Source organism: Mucilaginibacter sp. UYNi724 (assembly GCF_054057495.1).
Window position 1 is genome coordinate 498,342 of sequence record NZ_JBSRZI010000001.1, and the last position, 17,338, is coordinate 515,679.

Consider the following 17,338-nt stretch of genomic DNA (forward strand, 5'->3'; position numbering starts at 1 on the left):
TTATTTGATACCCTATAAATCTAATTCTTTTATTTTACGATATAAAGTCCTTTCTGATATCCCAAGCTCATTTGCGGCCAGCTTGCGTTTGCCTTTATGCTTTTTAAGCGCCTTGCGGATCAGGTCAGATTCTTTTTCTATCAGCGATAACGATTCTTCTATCTCTTCAGCCTCGTGCGTAATGCTGTAGTCGTTGTTGTTATTGCCGCTGTTAACGTTATTGTTAACGGGTTGCTGCAGGGTAAATTGTGCTTCGTGGTTATTGGTTGGCAATTCTATATCGCGGTAAAGCTGGGTTACAGCCGGCGAGTTGTTAGCGTAGTTGGTGCTTACGCCGCCATGCTCGATAATATCGGCTACCAGCTTTTTCAGCTCCACCATATCGCGCTTCATATCAAACAGCACTTTATATAAGATGTCCCTTTCAGAAAAATCTTCTTTTGGCTGGTTATCTAAACGCATAGGCAGATTGCTTCTGCTGGCCTCGTGGGGGATATAGGTAAGCAAGGTTGGGGCGGTAATCACATGGTCGCGCTCTAAAACGGCCAGTTGCTCGGCCATATTTTTTAACTGACGGACGTTACCGGGCCATGAATAGTTAATTAAGACCTGTTGTGCCGCTTCGTCCAGCTGGATTGGCGGGCTACGGTATTTGTCGGTAAAGTCTGAAGTGAACTTGCGGAACAGCAGGAAAACGTCTTCCTTCCTTTCGCGCAATGGTGGTATTTTCAACGGAACAGTGTTTAGCCTGTAGTAAAGATCCTCGCGGAACTTACCGGCCTTAACCGCATCGTAAACATCCACATTGGTGGCTGCTATAACACGCACGTTGGTTTTCTCTACCTTAGATGACCCTACCCTAATGTACTGGCCGGATTCTAATACCCTAAGCAAGCGGGCCTGGGTGCCCAACGGCATTTCGGCTATCTCATCAAGAAAAATAGTACCACCATTAACGGTTTCGAAGTAACCTTTACGCTCGCCGATAGCACCTGTATAAGCGCCTTTTTCATGACCAAATAACTCTGAATCGATAGTGCCCTCGGGGATAGCCCCACAGTTAACCGCGATGAACGGCCCATGCTTGCGCGGGCTCATCTGGTGGATGATGTGCGAAAAAACTTCTTTACCGCTCCCACTCTCCCCGGTAATTAATACCGAAATATCTGTAGGCGCAACCTGGTTGGCTATATTTATTGCCCTGTTCAACAACGGCGAGTTGCCGATGATGCCAAAGCGTTGTTTAATGTCTTGTACTTCCATATTTAAAAAGAGTCAAGAAATAAGAGTCAAGAATCAAGAAATTGTTTCGGATTTAAGAATATGCTCTCTAAAAGAGAATATCATTCTTTGTACCTCAGATACCGAATCTAAGCAGTTTCTTAATTTGTCTAATGACCCATATTTTCGTCGCTCACATATTAACAATTGTGTTTCAAGTTCAAAAGAAGACGATATTGCGATTGCTAAAAACTCTGCAAAATGCTTATTAGTGTTTTTTCCCGAACCTTCTGCAATATTTGAAGGGACGGAGCAAGAACATCTATTAATTTGATCTATCAAATTATACCGTTCACTAACAGGCAACTCTTTACAAAATTCAAAGGTAATATCTGTGAGGTCCATTGCTTTTTGCCATATTTTTAGATTCTTAAAATTATGTCTCATGCAGTTTTCCTGTCTTATCTCTTGGTTCTTGTTTCTTAATTCTATTCTACAATCTTCCCTATTAGCGTTGCTGATGTTGTTCTCTCCACCAATACATTAACGTACTGGCCCGGTTTGTAATTTTCGCTTACCGGGAAAATCACCATAGCGTTTTGGTCGCTGCGGCCACAGTAATCCTTGTCTGATTTTTTGGAGAAACCTTCTATCAGCACTTTTTCTACTTTGCCTAAACGTGCCTGCATTCTGTAGAAAGAATACTCCTGCTGCTTAGCTACAATTTGTGCCAGGCGGCGTTGTTTTATTTCCTCAGGGATGTCATCCGCATAACGCTTAGCAGCTAAAGTGCCCGGCCTTTCGCTGTATTTAAACATGTAGGCAAAATCGTACTTCACATAATCCATCATGGTTACGCTATCGTTATGCTCTTCATCCGTTTCGGTACAAAACCCGGTGATCATATCTGTTGATACCGCGCAATCAGGTATTATCCTGCGGATGGCATCGATCCGGTTCATATACCACTCACGGTCATAAGTACGGTTCATGATATCCAGTATGCGGCTGTTACCGCTTTGTACCGGCAGGTGTATGTAATTACAAATATTATCGTATTTGGCAATAGTATGCAAAACCTCGTCGGTAATATCTTTAGGGTGCGATGTGGAGAAACGCACGCGCAAATCCGGGCTGATCAAGGCAACCATTTCTAACAGGTTGGCGAAGTTTACAATAGAAATCTCGTCGCCAACTGCCAACTGCTCACTGCCTTCTGTCAACGGCTTACTCCACTTGTACGAGTCCACATTTTGGCCTAACAAAGTAACTTCGCGGTAGCCTTTGTCAAAAAGATCTTTACACTCGGCAACTACTGAATAAGCATCACGGCTGCGTTCGCGGCCACGGGTAAACGGCACCACGCAGAAGGAACACATATTATCACAGCCACGCATAATAGATACAAAGGCATTAATGCCATTGCTATTTAAACGCACCGGGCTAATATCGGCGTAGGTTTCTTCGCGGCTAAGCAATACGTTTACTGCTTTTTGGCCGCTATCAACCTGTTCTATCAGGTTTGGCAGGTCGCGGTAAGCATCGGGGCCTACTACAACATCCACCAGTTTTTCTTCTTCCAAAAATTTGGCTTTTAAACGCTCGGCCATGCAGCCTAAAACGCCTACCACCAAACCTGGATTTTTGAATTTTGCACCGGCAAATTCTTTCAGTCGGTTACGTACCCGCACCTCGGCGTTCTCACGTATCGAGCAGGTGTTAATGAAAATAACATCTGCGTTTTTAAAATCTGATGTGGTCTCAAAACCTTTTTCGGCTAATATCGAAGCTACTATCTCACTGTCAGAAAAATTCATGGCGCAGCCATAACTTTCTATATAAAGCTTACGGCCATTGTGTTTACCAACGGGCTCTAAAACTAAAGCCTCGCCTTGCCTGCTCTCATCATGCACTTTATCCGGTATAAGCAAATCCATTGTCATCTAAAAAATTGAACCGCAAAAATACAAATTTTTATATAACGAAATGACAGTTTGGCAGACGGTTTAACAATTTTCACTTTTTGTTGTTGTAGTACCACACAAGCACTAATAGGGCTCGCTACATTAACACTTACCCGAAACGACTAATGGCAAAAACCTTTTTTAAACATCGCTGGCAAAAAATACTGCTCATTGTGTTTGGGGCTATCATATTGATCGCAGCAGCAGCCCTTTTATGTATCAACAGTATCTTAGCGCCTAAACTATCAGCCAAGCTGAAAGAAGCCGTTTTAAAAGGTACCGACAGCCTGTACACTATCAACTACAGCGACCTTGACCTGAATGTACTGCAAGGCAAGGCCGTGTTATATGATATTAGTTTCAAAGCCGATACCGCTGTTTTTCACCGACTGAAGAAACAAGGGAAAGCACCGGATAAACTTTATGAACTGCATGTAAAACGGCTGGTAATATCCGGCGCCCACGCGTTTGAACTCTATTTTAAAAAGAAATTAAATATCGGCCGCATCACCCTTAACTCACCCGAGGTGATCATCAATAAATATTCGGACAAAGACACCAATACCGCCAAAAAAGACAAGCGCACCCTTTACCAAAAGCTATCAAAAAGCCTTAAACTGGTACATGTTGGCGAGATATTACTTACCGATATCCATTACAAGCAAAGCAATTACACCGGGCCAAAGGTTGCCGTATCGCAACTTAAAGAGATGGATGTAAAAGCAACCGACCTACTGATAGATTCGGCCACACAAACAGACACTTCACGCTTTTTATATTGTAAGGACGTTAACACCGAATTAAAAAACTATAGCAGCAGATCGGGCGATGGCCTGTACACTTTCAAGGTGCGGTCGATAAAGTTATCTACTCAATCGTCAAAGCTGACCATTAGAGGTATAGACCTAAAACCAATTGAACACACCCTGTTTTTCAAAAAAAGCAAAACCGACCGTTACACCTTGAGGATAGATTCGATCCAGCTTAATAATTTTGATTACATCACTTATCAAAAAGATCAATCTTTAAATGTGAAACGAATGGTGATGGATAATGGTTTTTTTGAGGTTTACAGCAATTATAACGGCTTGCTGCCAACTACCGACAGGTTGGTTACCTTCCCGCATTGGGCCATTCGCCACGCCATAAAAGCAACCATTAATGTGGACACGCTTGACCTGAAACACTTTGCCGTAACTTATAAACAGCTTAATAAAAAGCCCATGAAAACCGGTGCGCTTACTTTTAATAAGATCTCAAGCCGGTTTTTGAACCTGACTAATGACAAGGAGTTGCTTAAAAAGAATAACATTGCTACAGCAAACGTCACCAGCTATTTCCTGGGCAAAGCCAGGCTCGACCTGCGCTTTGTTTTTAATTTAAGTGATGCCAATTACAATTATTCGTACAAAGGGCACCTTGCCCCAATAAACATGACCGATGTAAACACGGTATTAATGCCTTTAAGTACCGTTAAGGTTACTTCTGGCAGGGTAAATAGTTTTGATTTTGATATTCACAGCACACAAAAAGTATCTAAAGGCACCGTGTCGTTTCTTTATAAGGATTTAAAAGTTGATATTCTTAGAGCAGATTATACTAAAAATACGCTGATAAGCGCACTGGCCAACGCTGTTATCCTAAAACATGACAACCCCGATGATGGCGCTAACAAGCCGCGCCTGGCAAATGTTGTTTACATACGCCCTGCAAACTTTCCTTTTTTTAAAACAGTTTGGTTAACCCTACTGGGTGGTGTCAAAAACTGCGCAGGCATAGGCCCGGCCCAGGAAAAAAAGCTTAACCAACAGGCAAATACCGATGACAAAAAAGAGCAGGAAAAAATTATTAAAAAAGCGGTGAAGGAAAAGGAGAAAGCGGACAAGGAATTTAAAGAAGAGCTGAAGAAAAAAGCAGAGGGGAAGAAAGAGTAGTTGTAGCGATAAAATCGCCCAACCATGTTAAGCACTCGTCACAAAACAGCGTAAGATCTTACTAATCCACACACAAGCCATTATCCTTTGGATCTTCAAAGGCAATTCTTTCGCTTACTTTTTCGACATCTCCATTTTCACTCACTTTAAAAATAATCTCACTATAGGGATGACTGCAACCAAAAGCCTTGTACGAAAAAAGCTTTACAACATAGCTTTCGCCATCCTTATACACAGATGAAATGGATGGTGTATAATAATATTTATATTCTTTTTTAAACTCCCTATCATTCAGAATGAGATAACCTTTAGTAACAAGTATAGCGTAACCCATCGCTTCGGCAATATTTGAAATAGGGGCGTAAACTTTTTTTAATTCCTCTTTATTATTTATTAAAAAGTATTTACTATTTATTTTAATAACGGGCTTGGGTATAACGCAAATAAAGCCGCCAATCATCCAATCGTTTCCTCCACCATTTCTACATGATTCCAAGGCAGTAGCCATAGGATAATTAGGCGTAAGGCCGCCCAAGCTTTTGTTTGCCTCCCTTACCTCTAATAAATTGAATTGTTTTTTTATTGATTTATAATCTACTGTATCAATAGGTGTAGTTAAAGGATATTTTACACGCTTACCGTTATCACATCTGCCTATCAAAAACCCAATTACCAATATAAAAATCGATCTGTTATTCATGAGATTAGGTTACTGCAATAACAGCTTCAAATTGATACCAAAGTTGGTAAACGAGGTATTGAACGATTGCGAGGTATATGGCTTGGTGATGTTGCTATCGTAAAATAAATTAAGGTTAAAGCGCTGGTTTATCACATAATCTATAGATGGGCGCAGGGTGATGTTTTTGGCGCCAGATGACACTTCGGCGGCGGCTACATCGGCACGATAGATCAGGGTTTTATTATCGCGCACTGCTACATCAAGCTTAAAGTTAATATCGTTGTTATCCTTATTCCCTGTGCCAAATAATCCCCACGGCATCCTGAAATTTTTAGGCCGGTAACCAAACCCGAATACCATAATATTTTCGTCCTGCTGCGCCAGTTGGCTGTTTAGCAGACTTAAGTTTAACGAGCGGGTTTTACGGTACTCGAAGTTAGCCGTCATACTGTTTTTAAAACGAACATCGGCACCTAACAACGGCACGAACTGCTCGAATATGGCGACCTGCGAGAACTGGTAGAACGGGAGGAAATCATTATTAAAGTCCCTTGAACTAACCGCGTTGTTGTTTTCCTGGTATTGCAGCAGGGTGGTAAAGCTGCTTACAATGTAGGATGAGCGGTAACCGTGTTTCAGGTCGAAAGAATCGAAAAGCTCGGAAAAGAATGGCATTTTACCCAAGCCCGCATAAGAGATCTGCCAGTTTGGGATCGGGATCTTAGGAAACTGGCTAGTGCTTGATTTGCCTGCGTCTTTACCCGAATAAGCCGCTAAAAATGCCGGAACCAAAACGTTTTGCGCGTTTGCCCCGTAACCATCGGCATATCCACCTGCCGCTACACCCGAGTTTGGATTGGTTAGGCCAAGCCTTTGCGATATCATGGTACGGTTATCCAAAAACTTTTGGTAAGTAGGCGACCGGCTATTAATGTCGCCCGATTTTGCAAACGCCGTACTCAGCGAGAAGAACGAAACACTATAAGTACCCGATGTTACCGGGCTTAGGTTTTCGATACTGTTTGTTGATGCCAGGTATTTAAAATTGCTCTGATAATTTTTATCCTGTGTTTTAAACGCGATCAGCTCGATACGCAGGTCTGATATCGGCTCTATAATACTCCGCAGGCGGATGTCCTCGTTAAATGATTTTATATAAAGTTGATTCTGCAAGGTATCATTAGTGATCCAGCCGTTGGCAACCGCTTTGGCGCGCAGATCGGCCTGGCTGCCCAATAAAAACCCTATGCCCGGTGCGTTATAAGTAAAATCCTCACCAAATAAATTTGATTTTGGCAGATAGCCCGGCAGGAATGTACCCTCGGTACGCGTATAAGTACCGCTAATGTTTTTGATTCCCGTCAATATCCCCAGGAAAAACTTCGCCGCGCCCGTTTTCTCATCCTTACCCTTGCGCAGGCCCTTAAACTTATTGTAAAAGTTGGAGAAATTAAGGTTTGGGTTTAGTTGAATGGTGCGTGCATTTTGGATACTATTACCTACATCATATGTCGGGTCGTTAATGGCAAACTCGGGCTGGCTTTGCCAGTTAAAGTTAGTACTGTACCGCACGGTTAGCGCTGTCCAGTCAAGGCCGGGTAGTTTGTTTATTGGCGCCGTCCAGTTTAAATTAATAGTATGGTTGTAGTTGGTGGTACGGCCAAGTTTCCAAAGATTTTCCCAAAGGGTATCGCGTTTCAAGCCATTGATACGCCCGGCCGGTTCATCTACCACGGATAGGTTTGTCGCATCGATATCCAGTGTCAACGCTTTCGACAAATTCCACCCTATACCGTAAACACGGGTAATGTTAAAGTTTTTATTGAACGCTGTTGGGATCGCTATAAAGTTATTCGGGTCGTTATTCCGCAGGGTATTTTCCGAGTAATAACGGTCAAAATTGATACTGAAATTCAACCTTGATGGCAGGATACTAAAGTTAAAATCCCGCGCCAGGGCAAGCAAATTGCTCTTAATGATCTTTGCGAACGGCGTGTAATATTTAGGATCTTTATTATAATTATAACTCAGCGCTACGCGATAGGTCTTGGCAAAATCGTTCTCCACGTTAAAGTCGTGGTGCTGGTACTCTGTATAGGCATAGGTAGCGGCAAAGTTCTCAATATCCCAAACATGCACCGGGGCAGTAGTGTTTGTACGCTCCTTGTGCACGTTGGTAAAGTTGATGCTTTTGCGCGTTGTAAAATCTTGTGTTACGTTCTTGATCGAATCTCTGGCCTGATTTGTTGGTGCTGCCGCAAGTGATTTTTTTAGTTCAACATCCGGCGATCCGGGGTCATACTGCGGGGTGCTTATCTGGGTAGAGATGTTCACATAAGCCGGGATGCGGATGCCGCTTTTCTCCGGGAAAAACTTACCCAGCTCAACACTTGCCGATGCGTCTATCGCCTGGTTATCGCTCCGGTTACGGTCGCCCACCCTGGAGTCCAACGTACCGAAGCCGATGGTGCTTTTGGTGCCCGATACGGTGATATTCGCAAAATCGGCCAAGGCGGCATCAACCCTTGCGGTAGCAGCCCAACCACCACGCTGGTCAAAGTCTGTTAAGCGCAGTTCATCAAACCAAACGGTACCTGTTTTATTTAAACCGTCATCACCTGCCAAACCGCCGGGTTTGTACGGGTTACGTACACCAAGCATAATGGTACGCAGACGGCTCAAGTCGGGCTGGCCTTTGATGGTTACTTTGTTTTTGCCGTCGGTATACACAAACGGGATAGTAAAAGGCCACGGCTGCCCGTTTAGTTTGGCATTATTACGGGCCAGCTTGGCGTCTATCAAAATAGATAGCTGCAGGTCAAGTTCATTATTTGCCGGCCAGATGCTGCCCGGATCGCGGGTGCCGGGTTGGGTGATACCGAGGGGCACCTCGTATTCATAATAGTTATCCTGGTAATCAACACCAAGGCGTACAAAACCATTAAGATCGTTATCCTTTAACTGGTCGCCCTCGGCGTGAATAAACATTTGGATGCGTTTGTATGACCGCAGATCGTTAAAGAACGTGCGGAACGCCGCCCTCGAATAACCATCGCGCAGGTTGCTTACATTTAAGGATAGCGATTGCTCGTTAAGCTTGGTATCGGTTTGCAGGTTGTTGTAGTTACGCTGGCGGTTAATGCCCGGTGGCACCACGTAAGGTATTGGCGTGCGGTTACCGTTCTCCTCGATGTTTACGGCCTGCACATCTAAAGTAGAACCATCAATAACGGGACTAACAATGGCAGGATCGGCAATTACATTTTGCGGATTATTTTCGGCATTAAATGTCCGCCATTCGCCCCTTACCAGTTGCAGGGTCGCGAAACGCAGTATCGAGGTATCGGCAAAGTTTGTCATAAACATCCGCATAAAACGGATGGCCTTAAAATCCTGGATGTTACCCACCTTGCTTTGGTACTCGTTTATCGGCACCCTAAACTGGTACCAGGTAACCGGCTGTGTAGTACCGTTAGGCAGTTTTACGTTCGAGGTGATTTTATCGTTAATAAAGTTTTGGCCAATAACCATATCCTGCGGGCGGATAGATACACGGTACTGGAAGTACTCGTCGGTTTGGCTCATATTATTATCGCGGTTGATATCTTCACCATCAGGCAAAGATGTTGATGCCGATGTCTGGATGCCCAGTTCTGCCTGCGATTGTTCTGCTGTTTTAGAGTTACCATCGGTACCGTTATAGCGGCTGTAACGATCCAAGATCCCGGCGTTTGCCTGGTCAAGCGCTGCGCCTTGGTAGTATTGGTAATTATCTGATGAAGGGTCGCCCGAGAAGGCTGTTGCAGCCTGCGGACTTAACAGGCCCTGTACCTGTTGTACTACTGGCGCGAATTTGGCCTTCTCATCATTGTCATTCAATCCATCCAAACCCACATCCTGCAACCTGCGCGAATCGGGGTTATTATCGAATGCGTTGATAACAGGCTGTAACTTTGATACCCTGCCCCAAACGGTTTCATCTACATTCGCGCCAGCGGCGGCATCAACAGGCAGGCTGTTCTCCAAACTCTTGCGGCCATCTTTCAGGATATCTTCAGATACACTACCTAAGTTGAAATACAGATCACCACCTGCCGCGTTCGGCTTGTAGATGAACGGATCCATCATCCAAAACTCGATATAGCCCACATTCAGCGATTCAAAATCGTTAGTTTCCAGCTTGCGGAACATACCGCCCCAACGTGCCTTGGGGTTTTGTAAGGTACCATCGGTATTTACCTCGGTAGTGGTATAATTATACGGACCACGCACTGTTGGGTAAAACACCATATTCAAAGTCGACAAACTTAACGGTTGCCCGGTGGTAGATTGTTTAAAAGGGAAAACCTCCTGCTCGATAACCTGCCTTACATAATGGTTAGATAGTTCGCCTCGCGATACCGGCACGGTGCTGGAACTTGTGTAAAATATCGGGTCGATATTAAAGAAGGCCAGACGCGCGCGGTTAAAGCCATAGCTCAAGTCATTAAAGGCATCATTCTCGGCAAACATTTGCGGAGTGCCCGAGATTTGCCAGTTGATGGAACTTTTTATATCGATCACCGAACGGCTATTCTCAAAATCGTCAAGATAGGATGTACCGTTCTTAGAGCCTGCAAAATTTAACGCGCCAGGGCTGCCCGGCATTAACTTGGCAAACTCGCCGCTAAAGTTAATGGTTGATGGTGCCTTAGTATTAATGAACGGGATCTTGTCAACAAGGCGCGTCAAAAAGCGCGATTGCGTACTGTAATTTGCGTCGAGCCCCCAAATGGTATTGGAGATAGATTCCTCGCCCACAATTTCGTTTTGGGTGATGGGTTGTTCGGTTAGGTGCATAATGGTACCGCCCAGCAATAGCTTGTCGCTGGCATGGTAATCAAACCTTGAGCCAAATAGTGATTTTTGCTGAACCCCAAAAAGTTCGTTGTTTTCTAACTTAACATTAATGGTTTGGCCTGATGCAAGCAGCGCCTGGTTCAATATCCTGATACGGCCCGCGCTGTAATCAATGGTATAATCTGACCCTTCCTGTAATTTTATCGAACCGGCCGTAACTACTACCGAGCCTTGCGGAACATTCACTGCGTTCAATTGATACTCCGATCCGCTTTGCGCGGTATATGTACCCTTTATTAAATACCTGTTCAGTTTGGGGAAAAATTGCTGCGCGATGGTCTTGGTAGAATCATACAAAGGCTGGTAAACATACCGGGCCACCAAGTCGGGTTCGCTGGCAGTAAATTGTTTGGCCAGGTCGCTGCCAAAAGGCTCCAGCACCGGGAACATAATTCGCCCTTGTTGGGAATCGATCGTAACACCCTCCAAAAAATCGAAGTAACCGTCCGGTCGTTTATCGTTTTGCTGATCCAGATTATCTACGCCAGTAAGCTGCATCCACCGTTTACTTTTGGCATTTGCCCCCTCGTCCATTATGGTTTTCTCTATGCCCGATTTATCATCCAACCGCGAAATATTCAGCCTAAAGTTTGTGGAGCTTATTTGGCCTGCACCAAGCGAGTAGATGTTTTTCATCATCAGGTCCCAGGTTGGCAGGTTAGTTTTAAGCAACTCGTTTTTTAACAGTTTGGTATATAAAACGGTTGGCGTGTTTGGGTCAACCGCCCTGTCGCTGCTAAACTCACCTACCTGGTACTGCACGCCATTCATCGAATATTGATAAGCCACTGCCAGCACCTCATCATTATTTAGAGGGTAATTTAACGAGATATAACCCAATTGCGGGTGCAGGGTAAACTCCTTATCTGTTAACTTACGGGCATAGGTAAGTTTGGCGTAGTTATCTGTGGCGCCTGTAGTCCTGAAATATGCGGCCGCGTCGTTTGAATTTGTTGTACGTGCGCCGGGTGGCAAATTATTTAATAACGAGTTTGATTGCTGCGTAAAGCCTGGCCCCTTAAAGCCGGCAGGTAAGCCGTTAAAGCCCGCGCCACCCTGTATTAAAGTTGCATTGTATGGTTTGTTTTCGCCCAAATCCAAAAACGCCAATATATCGCGCGAGTCGGTAGTTACATTGGTACGGTTGGTTGTCCAAACCTCAATTTTGGTAATATTTACGTTAGAGCTGATGATGGGGATATTTGCCAGCGCCCTGTTGTAGGTGTTGCGGAAATATTGCGACAGGAAAAAGTGCTTGTTACCCTCGTAATCGGCAGCGGTGATGTTTATATTTTGCTGTTGCGAGCCGTTGGTAATGGTAATATTTTTTGCTTGAGAACGCTGTTGCGAGAAGATACTCGTTACATCCAGCTTGCCAAACTTCAGCTTGGTTTTAACACCAAACAATGCCTGGCTGCCAGATATTAAAGTAGTGTTTAGCGGCATACTTACGGTACCCGCCTCTATCTTTTGGATGATCTCGTCCGGGTGGCCGGTGTAGTCCAGTTTTATTTGGTTCTCGAACTGAAACTGCGCTTCGGTATTGTAATTGGTGGTGATCTTTAACTTGTCGCCAATCTCGCCGGTAACATTTAGTTGGATGCGCTGGTCAAAATTAAAGTTGAACTGGTTACGCTGGCGGGTATTAAATAGCGGGTTCTCGTTCTTATTGATCTGCCCGGCCAATATCACCTCTGCCGAACCTTGCGGGCGGATGTTGATATTAGAGCTACCAAAGATCTGCTCGAAGGTTTTGCTCCTGATCTTCATCTGCGGGATAAAGCCAGGCTTTTCAGATTCAACATTATAATTGTCTGATAGTTGCTTGAAGTATTCGCGTTTTACGCCGCGTTGCTGCAACATCAGGTACTCTCCAAAACTTAAATATTGTGGCGCGCGGTAAAGCAGGTTACCCACGCGCTCGTATAAAATGTATTTGTTAGTTGCGGCATCATATTCTACAGTGCGCACCAGGCCCGGAGGGTCGGTAAAAAATATACCGGAGCGTTCCCTTTTGCTATGAGGCTCGGCAAGGCCTATAGGGCCAAGCTGTATGCTGGTATCGACTTTTAAGGCCGGGATTGTAGTGGCTGTAGTTTTAGGTACCTGCTGGCCCGGCTGGCGTTGCTGTTGCCCGGTGGTTTGTTGTTGCTGACCCGGAATTTGCTGCTGTTGCTGCTGACCAGGAACACCCTGGCCGGGAATCTGCGACCCTTGCTGGTTGCCTACATTTTGCGGCGTTACCGGCCTTGATATGGGCGTTTGCTGGGCAAATACCTTCCCCACTCCACTTAAAGCAGATACAAAGAGTATGACTACAAAAAGCTTGATGGTAAAATTTTTTATCAAGTGGTATAAATTATTGCAAGGTAATTATAAGCTTTTTAGGGCAGATTTAATTAGTTGTTCTACAGTTAATACGCCTGTATTTTTACTTATTTCCTGGTCTAAAACTTTTTCTGCAACATTACGAACAAATCCAAGCATTACAAGGGCAGAAAGGGCTTCATCTTTTGCCGTTTTTAACCCTGGCATTACCGTTAATGTGTCTGGTCCTTCTTTTTTAAGCTTGTCCTGCAGTTCTAAAATTACGCGCTGTGCGGATTTTGGGCCGATGCCCTTTATCCGTTGGATTGCCGAAACATTACCCTGAACAATCGCCGCCTGGATCTCGGCCGGGGTGATGGAAGATAACATCATGCGCCCCGTGTTTGGGCCTATTCCTGAAATGGATATGAGGTGCATGAATAGCCTGCGTTCGCCCTCGGTAGCAAAACCATAAAGGGTGTGTGCGTCCTCTTTTACGTGCATCCAAATATACAGTTTGCAGCGTTCGCCCTCGGGTAACTGCCCATAGGTATTTAACGATATATTGATGTGGTAGCCAATGCCCCCGGCATCTATCACCACATGCGCACCGCCCTTAAAAATCAGCTTCCCATCAATATAATCGTACATATAATTTATTTTTTTGCTTTTGATGGTTTTGCTTCAGCACATTTTACCTGCGCATCTATCACTGCTATCGTAACCATGTTCACAATCTCGCGAACAGAACTACCTAACTGCAATACGTGAACGGGCTTTTTCATACCCAACAGGATAGGGCCAACAGCTTCTGCGCCGCCAATTTCCTGTAAAAGTTTATAAGCGATGTTACCTGATGCTAAGCCAGGGAATATCAGGGTGTTTGCAGGTTTGCCGTTTAATACCGAAAACTCAAAGTTATCGGCAAGTAATTCGGAGTTTAGAGCAAAGTTGGCCTGCATTTCGCCGTCTACCACTATTTCGGGATATTTTTCATGCAGGATGCGTACGGTTTCCCTGGTTTTCTCGGGGATCTCGCCTTCGTTAGAGCCAAAGTTTGAGTAGGATAATACCGCTATGCGTGGTTTTATATTCAGCTGTTTGATAGAGCGATCCATCAAAACGGTAATATCTACCAGTTCCTGCGCGGTAGGGTTGATGTTTACAGTGGTATCGCCAAAGAAGACCGGGCCTTTTTCGGTGATCATTAAGTACATACCTGCAACACGGTTTACACCTGCTTCGGTACCGATGATCTGCAATGCCGGCTTAATAGTAGTAGCGTAATCTTTAGTTAAGCCCGAGATCAATGCATCTGCTTCACCAAAGTGCACCATACAAGCGCCAAAGTAGTTACGGTCTATCATCAGCTTTTTAGCCTCAACCATTGTTACACCTTTGCGCTGGCGCTTTTTGAACAGGAATTGTGCGAACTCTAATGAACGCTCGGCCTCTGTTCTTGGGTCGATGATCTGTACATCGTCAAGGTCAAGTTCGTTCTCGCGCATGATCTCACGGATGCGGTCTGCATTACCCAATAATATCGGGGTAGCGATGCCTTCGTCTTTAACAATTTGAGCGGCACGTAATATTTTATAAGTATCGGCCTCGGCAAATACCACACGTTTTGGCGTTTGCTTGGCTTTGTTGGTCAGATCGCGCAGCAATTTATTATTTGTGCCAAGGCGTGACAATAGTTCTTCGTTGTAAGCATCCCAGTCGGTAATGGCTTTACGCGCCACACCAGAATCGATAGCTGCTTTGGCAACCGCCGAAGACACCTCGGTGATCAAACGTTGATCCATTGGTTTGGGGATGATGTAATCGCGGCCAAACTTAAGGTTGGTAATATTATATGCTAAATTCACGGCCTCGGGAACGGGCTTTTTAGCCATTTCGGCTATGGCCTTCACCGCGGCGATCTTCATTTCTTCATTTATTGCAGTCGCCCTAACATCAAGCGCACCGCGGAAGATATACGGGAAGCCTAATACGTTATTAACCTGGTTAGGGAAATCTGACCGTCCGGTTGCCATGATGATATCTTTACGGGCTGCAATTGCCAGATCGTAAGAAATTTCGGGCTCGGGATTAGCCATTGCGAAAACAATTGGATTTTTAGCCATGCTTACCAGCATATTCGGGGTAACCACATTACCTGCCGAAAGACCTACAAATACGTCGGCATTTTTCATAGCATCGGCAAGGGTGGTGATATCTTTACGGTTTGTGGCAAATTGCAGGCGCATTTCGTCCAGATCGGTACGCTCCGGCGTCAACAAACCATTAATGTCAAACATCACCAGGTTCTCTTTTTTAACCCCAAGCGACAGGTACATTTTGGTACATGATACCGCTGCTGCTCCGGCACCGTTCACCACCAACTTTATCTTATCAAGTTTTTTTCCCTGGATCTCGCAGGCGTTCATCAACGCCGCACCGGATATGATGGCCGTGCCATGCTGGTCATCATGCATCACCGGGATCTTCATCTCGGCCTTTAGCCTGCGCTCTATTTCGAAGCATGTTGGGGCAGATATATCCTCGAGGTTAATCCCACCAAAGGTTGGCTCTAAGGCCTTCACTATGTTTACAAATTCATCAACCGTTTTGGCGTTGATCTCCAGATCAAACACATCGATATCCGCATAGATCTTGAACAGGAGGCCTTTGCCTTCCATTACCGGCTTACTGGCTTCGGGGCCAATATTGCCCAGGCCAAGTACCGCGGTACCGTTACTAATAACGGCCACCAGGTTACCCTTTGCAGTATACTTATATACATCTTCTACATTTTCGGCTATGCGTAAGCAAGGCTCGGCAACGCCTGGAGAGTATGCTAAAGTTAAGTCGCGCTGAGAATTAGTAGGTTTTGTAGGCACTACCTGTATTTTACCAGGCCGGCCTTTTGAGTGGTAATTTAAGGCGTCCTGTTTACGATTTGGTTTATTCATGATCTCAAAAATTCAAGCGCTCAAAATTACGATTACTTTTCCTGAACTATCTAATAAATAAAGCCCGGCCTCGAAATACATCAAAACCGGGCTTTATCGGAAATCTATCTATCCCCTGCCTATGTTAACGGTTAATCCCGGCAGTAACGGCAGGGTTGTGTTGGTGCCTAATTCTTTATTCCATTGCAGCAGATCGCTAATTTTGACATTATATTTTGCCGCTATATTGGCAAGTGTATCGCCCTTTTTTGTAATGTAAATAATTGTTGAACCGGGAACAACAGTTCTTTGATCAACAGATTGATCAGACGTTTCGATAGCAATGTACCGGAGAGGTTTTGGCGTGCGGATGGGTGACGACAGATCAGCAATGGCATCCTGTAAAATAGATTGCCGTTCGGCAGTTACCACCGGGACCACAATTTTGCGCGGGACAGCTGCCGTACCGTTAACCAACTGTTGGCGATACGATGGGTTTAGGGTGCAAATATCTTTCAACGTCATCCCCAATGCCTGCGCTACGCGGCTTAGCGATACAAACTTGTTCACCATTATGGTATCGGTAACTATCGCGAGGTCGCTGGTTTGCGGTACTATATAATGGTATTTATGATATTTCATCACATAATTCACGGCGATGAACGCCGGTACATATCCACGGGTTTCGGCAGGTAACAATTCGCGGATGCTCCAGTAATCGTGTGTGCCGGTTTGCTCCAGCGCGTGCAGCACGTTGCTTTTACCACAGTTATATGATGCTATGGCAAGCAGCCAATCGCCAAATTGCAGGTAGGCGTCTTTTAGGTATTCGGCAGCTGCGTTGCTGGCGCGTACGGGGTCGCGGCGGTCATCAACATAATCTGTCATTGCCAAACCGTAGACCTTAGCTGTTTCTGACATGAACTGCCAAGGGCCGGCAGCACCTACCCTGGAAATAGCGTTCGGGTTTAGCGCCGACTCCACTATCGACAGGTACTTAATTTCATCTGGGATGCCCGCATCGCGGAATGCCTTTTCGTAAATAGGGAAGTAGTATTTAGACAGCCCTAACATGCGGCCCATCTCATCCTTACGGCGGGTGTAATTATCTATGTAAGCTTGTACATAGCCATTGTAATTTAAAGGCACCTCTTTTTGAATGGTATCCAGCCGGCGTTTTATAATATTGTTTTGGTAAATGGATACGGGAGCTTGTATTATGGGGGGCGCCACGTTGGTGTCCTGCTGAACCATCTCTGCCTCAATGGCAAATCCGGCTTTGGCATCTGCTTTAACTATTTGTACAAATAAGGCACAAATAATAAAAGTAAATAGTCTCTTCATATTTTGGGGTTAGCTATCCGCAGGAAAAGCCTTACAGTTATTTACTAATGTATT

The 17,338-nt window shown here is 44.8% G+C and carries 9 protein-coding genes; 1 reads left to right on the plus strand and 8 read right to left on the minus strand.

Annotation, left to right across the window (positions count from 1 at the left end; all coding sequences use genetic code 11):
* Positions 1-12: 12 nt before the first annotated feature.
* From ACVW0P_RS02185 to miaB, 3 genes are read right to left on the minus strand one after another with little or no spacing between them, the layout of a single operon-like run.
* Entirely contained in the window at positions 13-1,263 is a 1,251-nt protein-coding gene (locus ACVW0P_RS02185; protein WP_457130625.1) for a sigma-54 interaction domain-containing protein, read from the minus strand.
* A 33-nt stretch (positions 1,264-1,296) separates the two neighbouring features.
* Positions 1,297-1,668 (minus strand): four helix bundle protein, encoded by a 372-nt coding sequence (locus ACVW0P_RS02190; protein WP_354427730.1) that lies wholly within the window; start codon positions 1,666-1,668, stop codon positions 1,297-1,299.
* Positions 1,669-1,709: 41 nt separating this feature from the next.
* Positions 1,710-3,158, minus strand: coding sequence for a tRNA (N6-isopentenyl adenosine(37)-C2)-methylthiotransferase MiaB (gene miaB / locus ACVW0P_RS02195; RefSeq protein WP_457130626.1), 1,449 nt, complete (start codon positions 3,156-3,158; stop codon positions 1,710-1,712).
* A 152-nt stretch (positions 3,159-3,310) separates the two neighbouring features.
* Between miaB and ACVW0P_RS02200 the strand changes: the two genes are divergently transcribed.
* Entirely contained in the window at positions 3,311-5,119 is a 1,809-nt protein-coding gene (locus ACVW0P_RS02200; protein ID WP_457130627.1) for a hypothetical protein, read from the plus strand.
* Between the two features lie 61 nt (positions 5,120-5,180).
* Here ACVW0P_RS02200 and ACVW0P_RS02205 read toward each other — a convergent pair whose 3' ends face one another.
* The 5 genes from ACVW0P_RS02205 to ACVW0P_RS02225 form a co-directional block, all read right to left on the minus strand.
* Positions 5,181-5,819: a hypothetical protein gene (locus tag ACVW0P_RS02205; RefSeq protein WP_457130628.1), complete on the minus strand. Its 639-nt coding sequence runs from the start codon at positions 5,817-5,819 to the stop codon at positions 5,181-5,183.
* A 9-nt stretch (positions 5,820-5,828) separates the two neighbouring features.
* Complete coding sequence (gene sov / locus ACVW0P_RS02210) at positions 5,829-13,049, minus strand: T9SS outer membrane translocon Sov/SprA (protein WP_457130629.1); 7,221 nt, start codon at positions 13,047-13,049, stop codon at positions 5,829-5,831.
* Positions 13,050-13,073: 24 nt separating this feature from the next.
* Positions 13,074-13,658 carry a Holliday junction branch migration protein RuvA gene (gene ruvA / locus ACVW0P_RS02215; RefSeq protein ID WP_457130630.1) on the minus strand — a complete coding sequence of 195 codons (585 nt, stop codon included), beginning with the start codon at positions 13,656-13,658 and terminating at the stop codon, positions 13,074-13,076.
* Positions 13,659-13,663: 5 nt separating this feature from the next.
* Positions 13,664-15,961 carry an NADP-dependent malic enzyme gene (locus tag ACVW0P_RS02220; RefSeq protein WP_457130631.1) on the minus strand — a complete coding sequence of 766 codons (2,298 nt, stop codon included), beginning with the start codon at positions 15,959-15,961 and terminating at the stop codon, positions 13,664-13,666.
* Between the two features lie 108 nt (positions 15,962-16,069).
* On the minus strand, positions 16,070-17,284 hold the full coding sequence (locus ACVW0P_RS02225; protein ID WP_457130632.1) for a transglycosylase SLT domain-containing protein: 1,215 nt from the start codon (positions 17,282-17,284) through the stop codon (positions 16,070-16,072).
* Positions 17,285-17,338: the final 54 nt, after the last annotated feature.

Bases quoted from the DNA above. Each gene is read 5' to 3' on its own strand.
- ACVW0P_RS02185 (WP_457130625.1), bottom strand. From the start codon at position 1,263: ATGGAAGTACAAGACATTAAACAACGCTTTGGCATCATCGGCAACTCG.
- ACVW0P_RS02190 (WP_354427730.1), bottom strand. From the start codon at position 1,668: ATGAGACATAATTTTAAGAATCTAAAAATATGGCAAAAAGCAATGGAC.
- miaB (WP_457130626.1), bottom strand. From the start codon at position 3,158: ATGGATTTGCTTATACCGGATAAAGTGCATGATGAGAGCAGGCAAGGC.
- ACVW0P_RS02200 (WP_457130627.1), top strand. From the start codon at position 3,311: ATGGCAAAAACCTTTTTTAAACATCGCTGGCAAAAAATACTGCTCATT.
- ACVW0P_RS02205 (WP_457130628.1), bottom strand. From the start codon at position 5,819: ATGAATAACAGATCGATTTTTATATTGGTAATTGGGTTTTTGATAGGC.
- ruvA (WP_457130630.1), bottom strand. From the start codon at position 13,658: ATGTACGATTATATTGATGGGAAGCTGATTTTTAAGGGCGGTGCGCAT.
- ACVW0P_RS02220 (WP_457130631.1), bottom strand. From the start codon at position 15,961: ATGAATAAACCAAATCGTAAACAGGACGCCTTAAATTACCACTCAAAA.
- ACVW0P_RS02225 (WP_457130632.1), bottom strand. From the start codon at position 17,284: ATGAAGAGACTATTTACTTTTATTATTTGTGCCTTATTTGTACAAATA.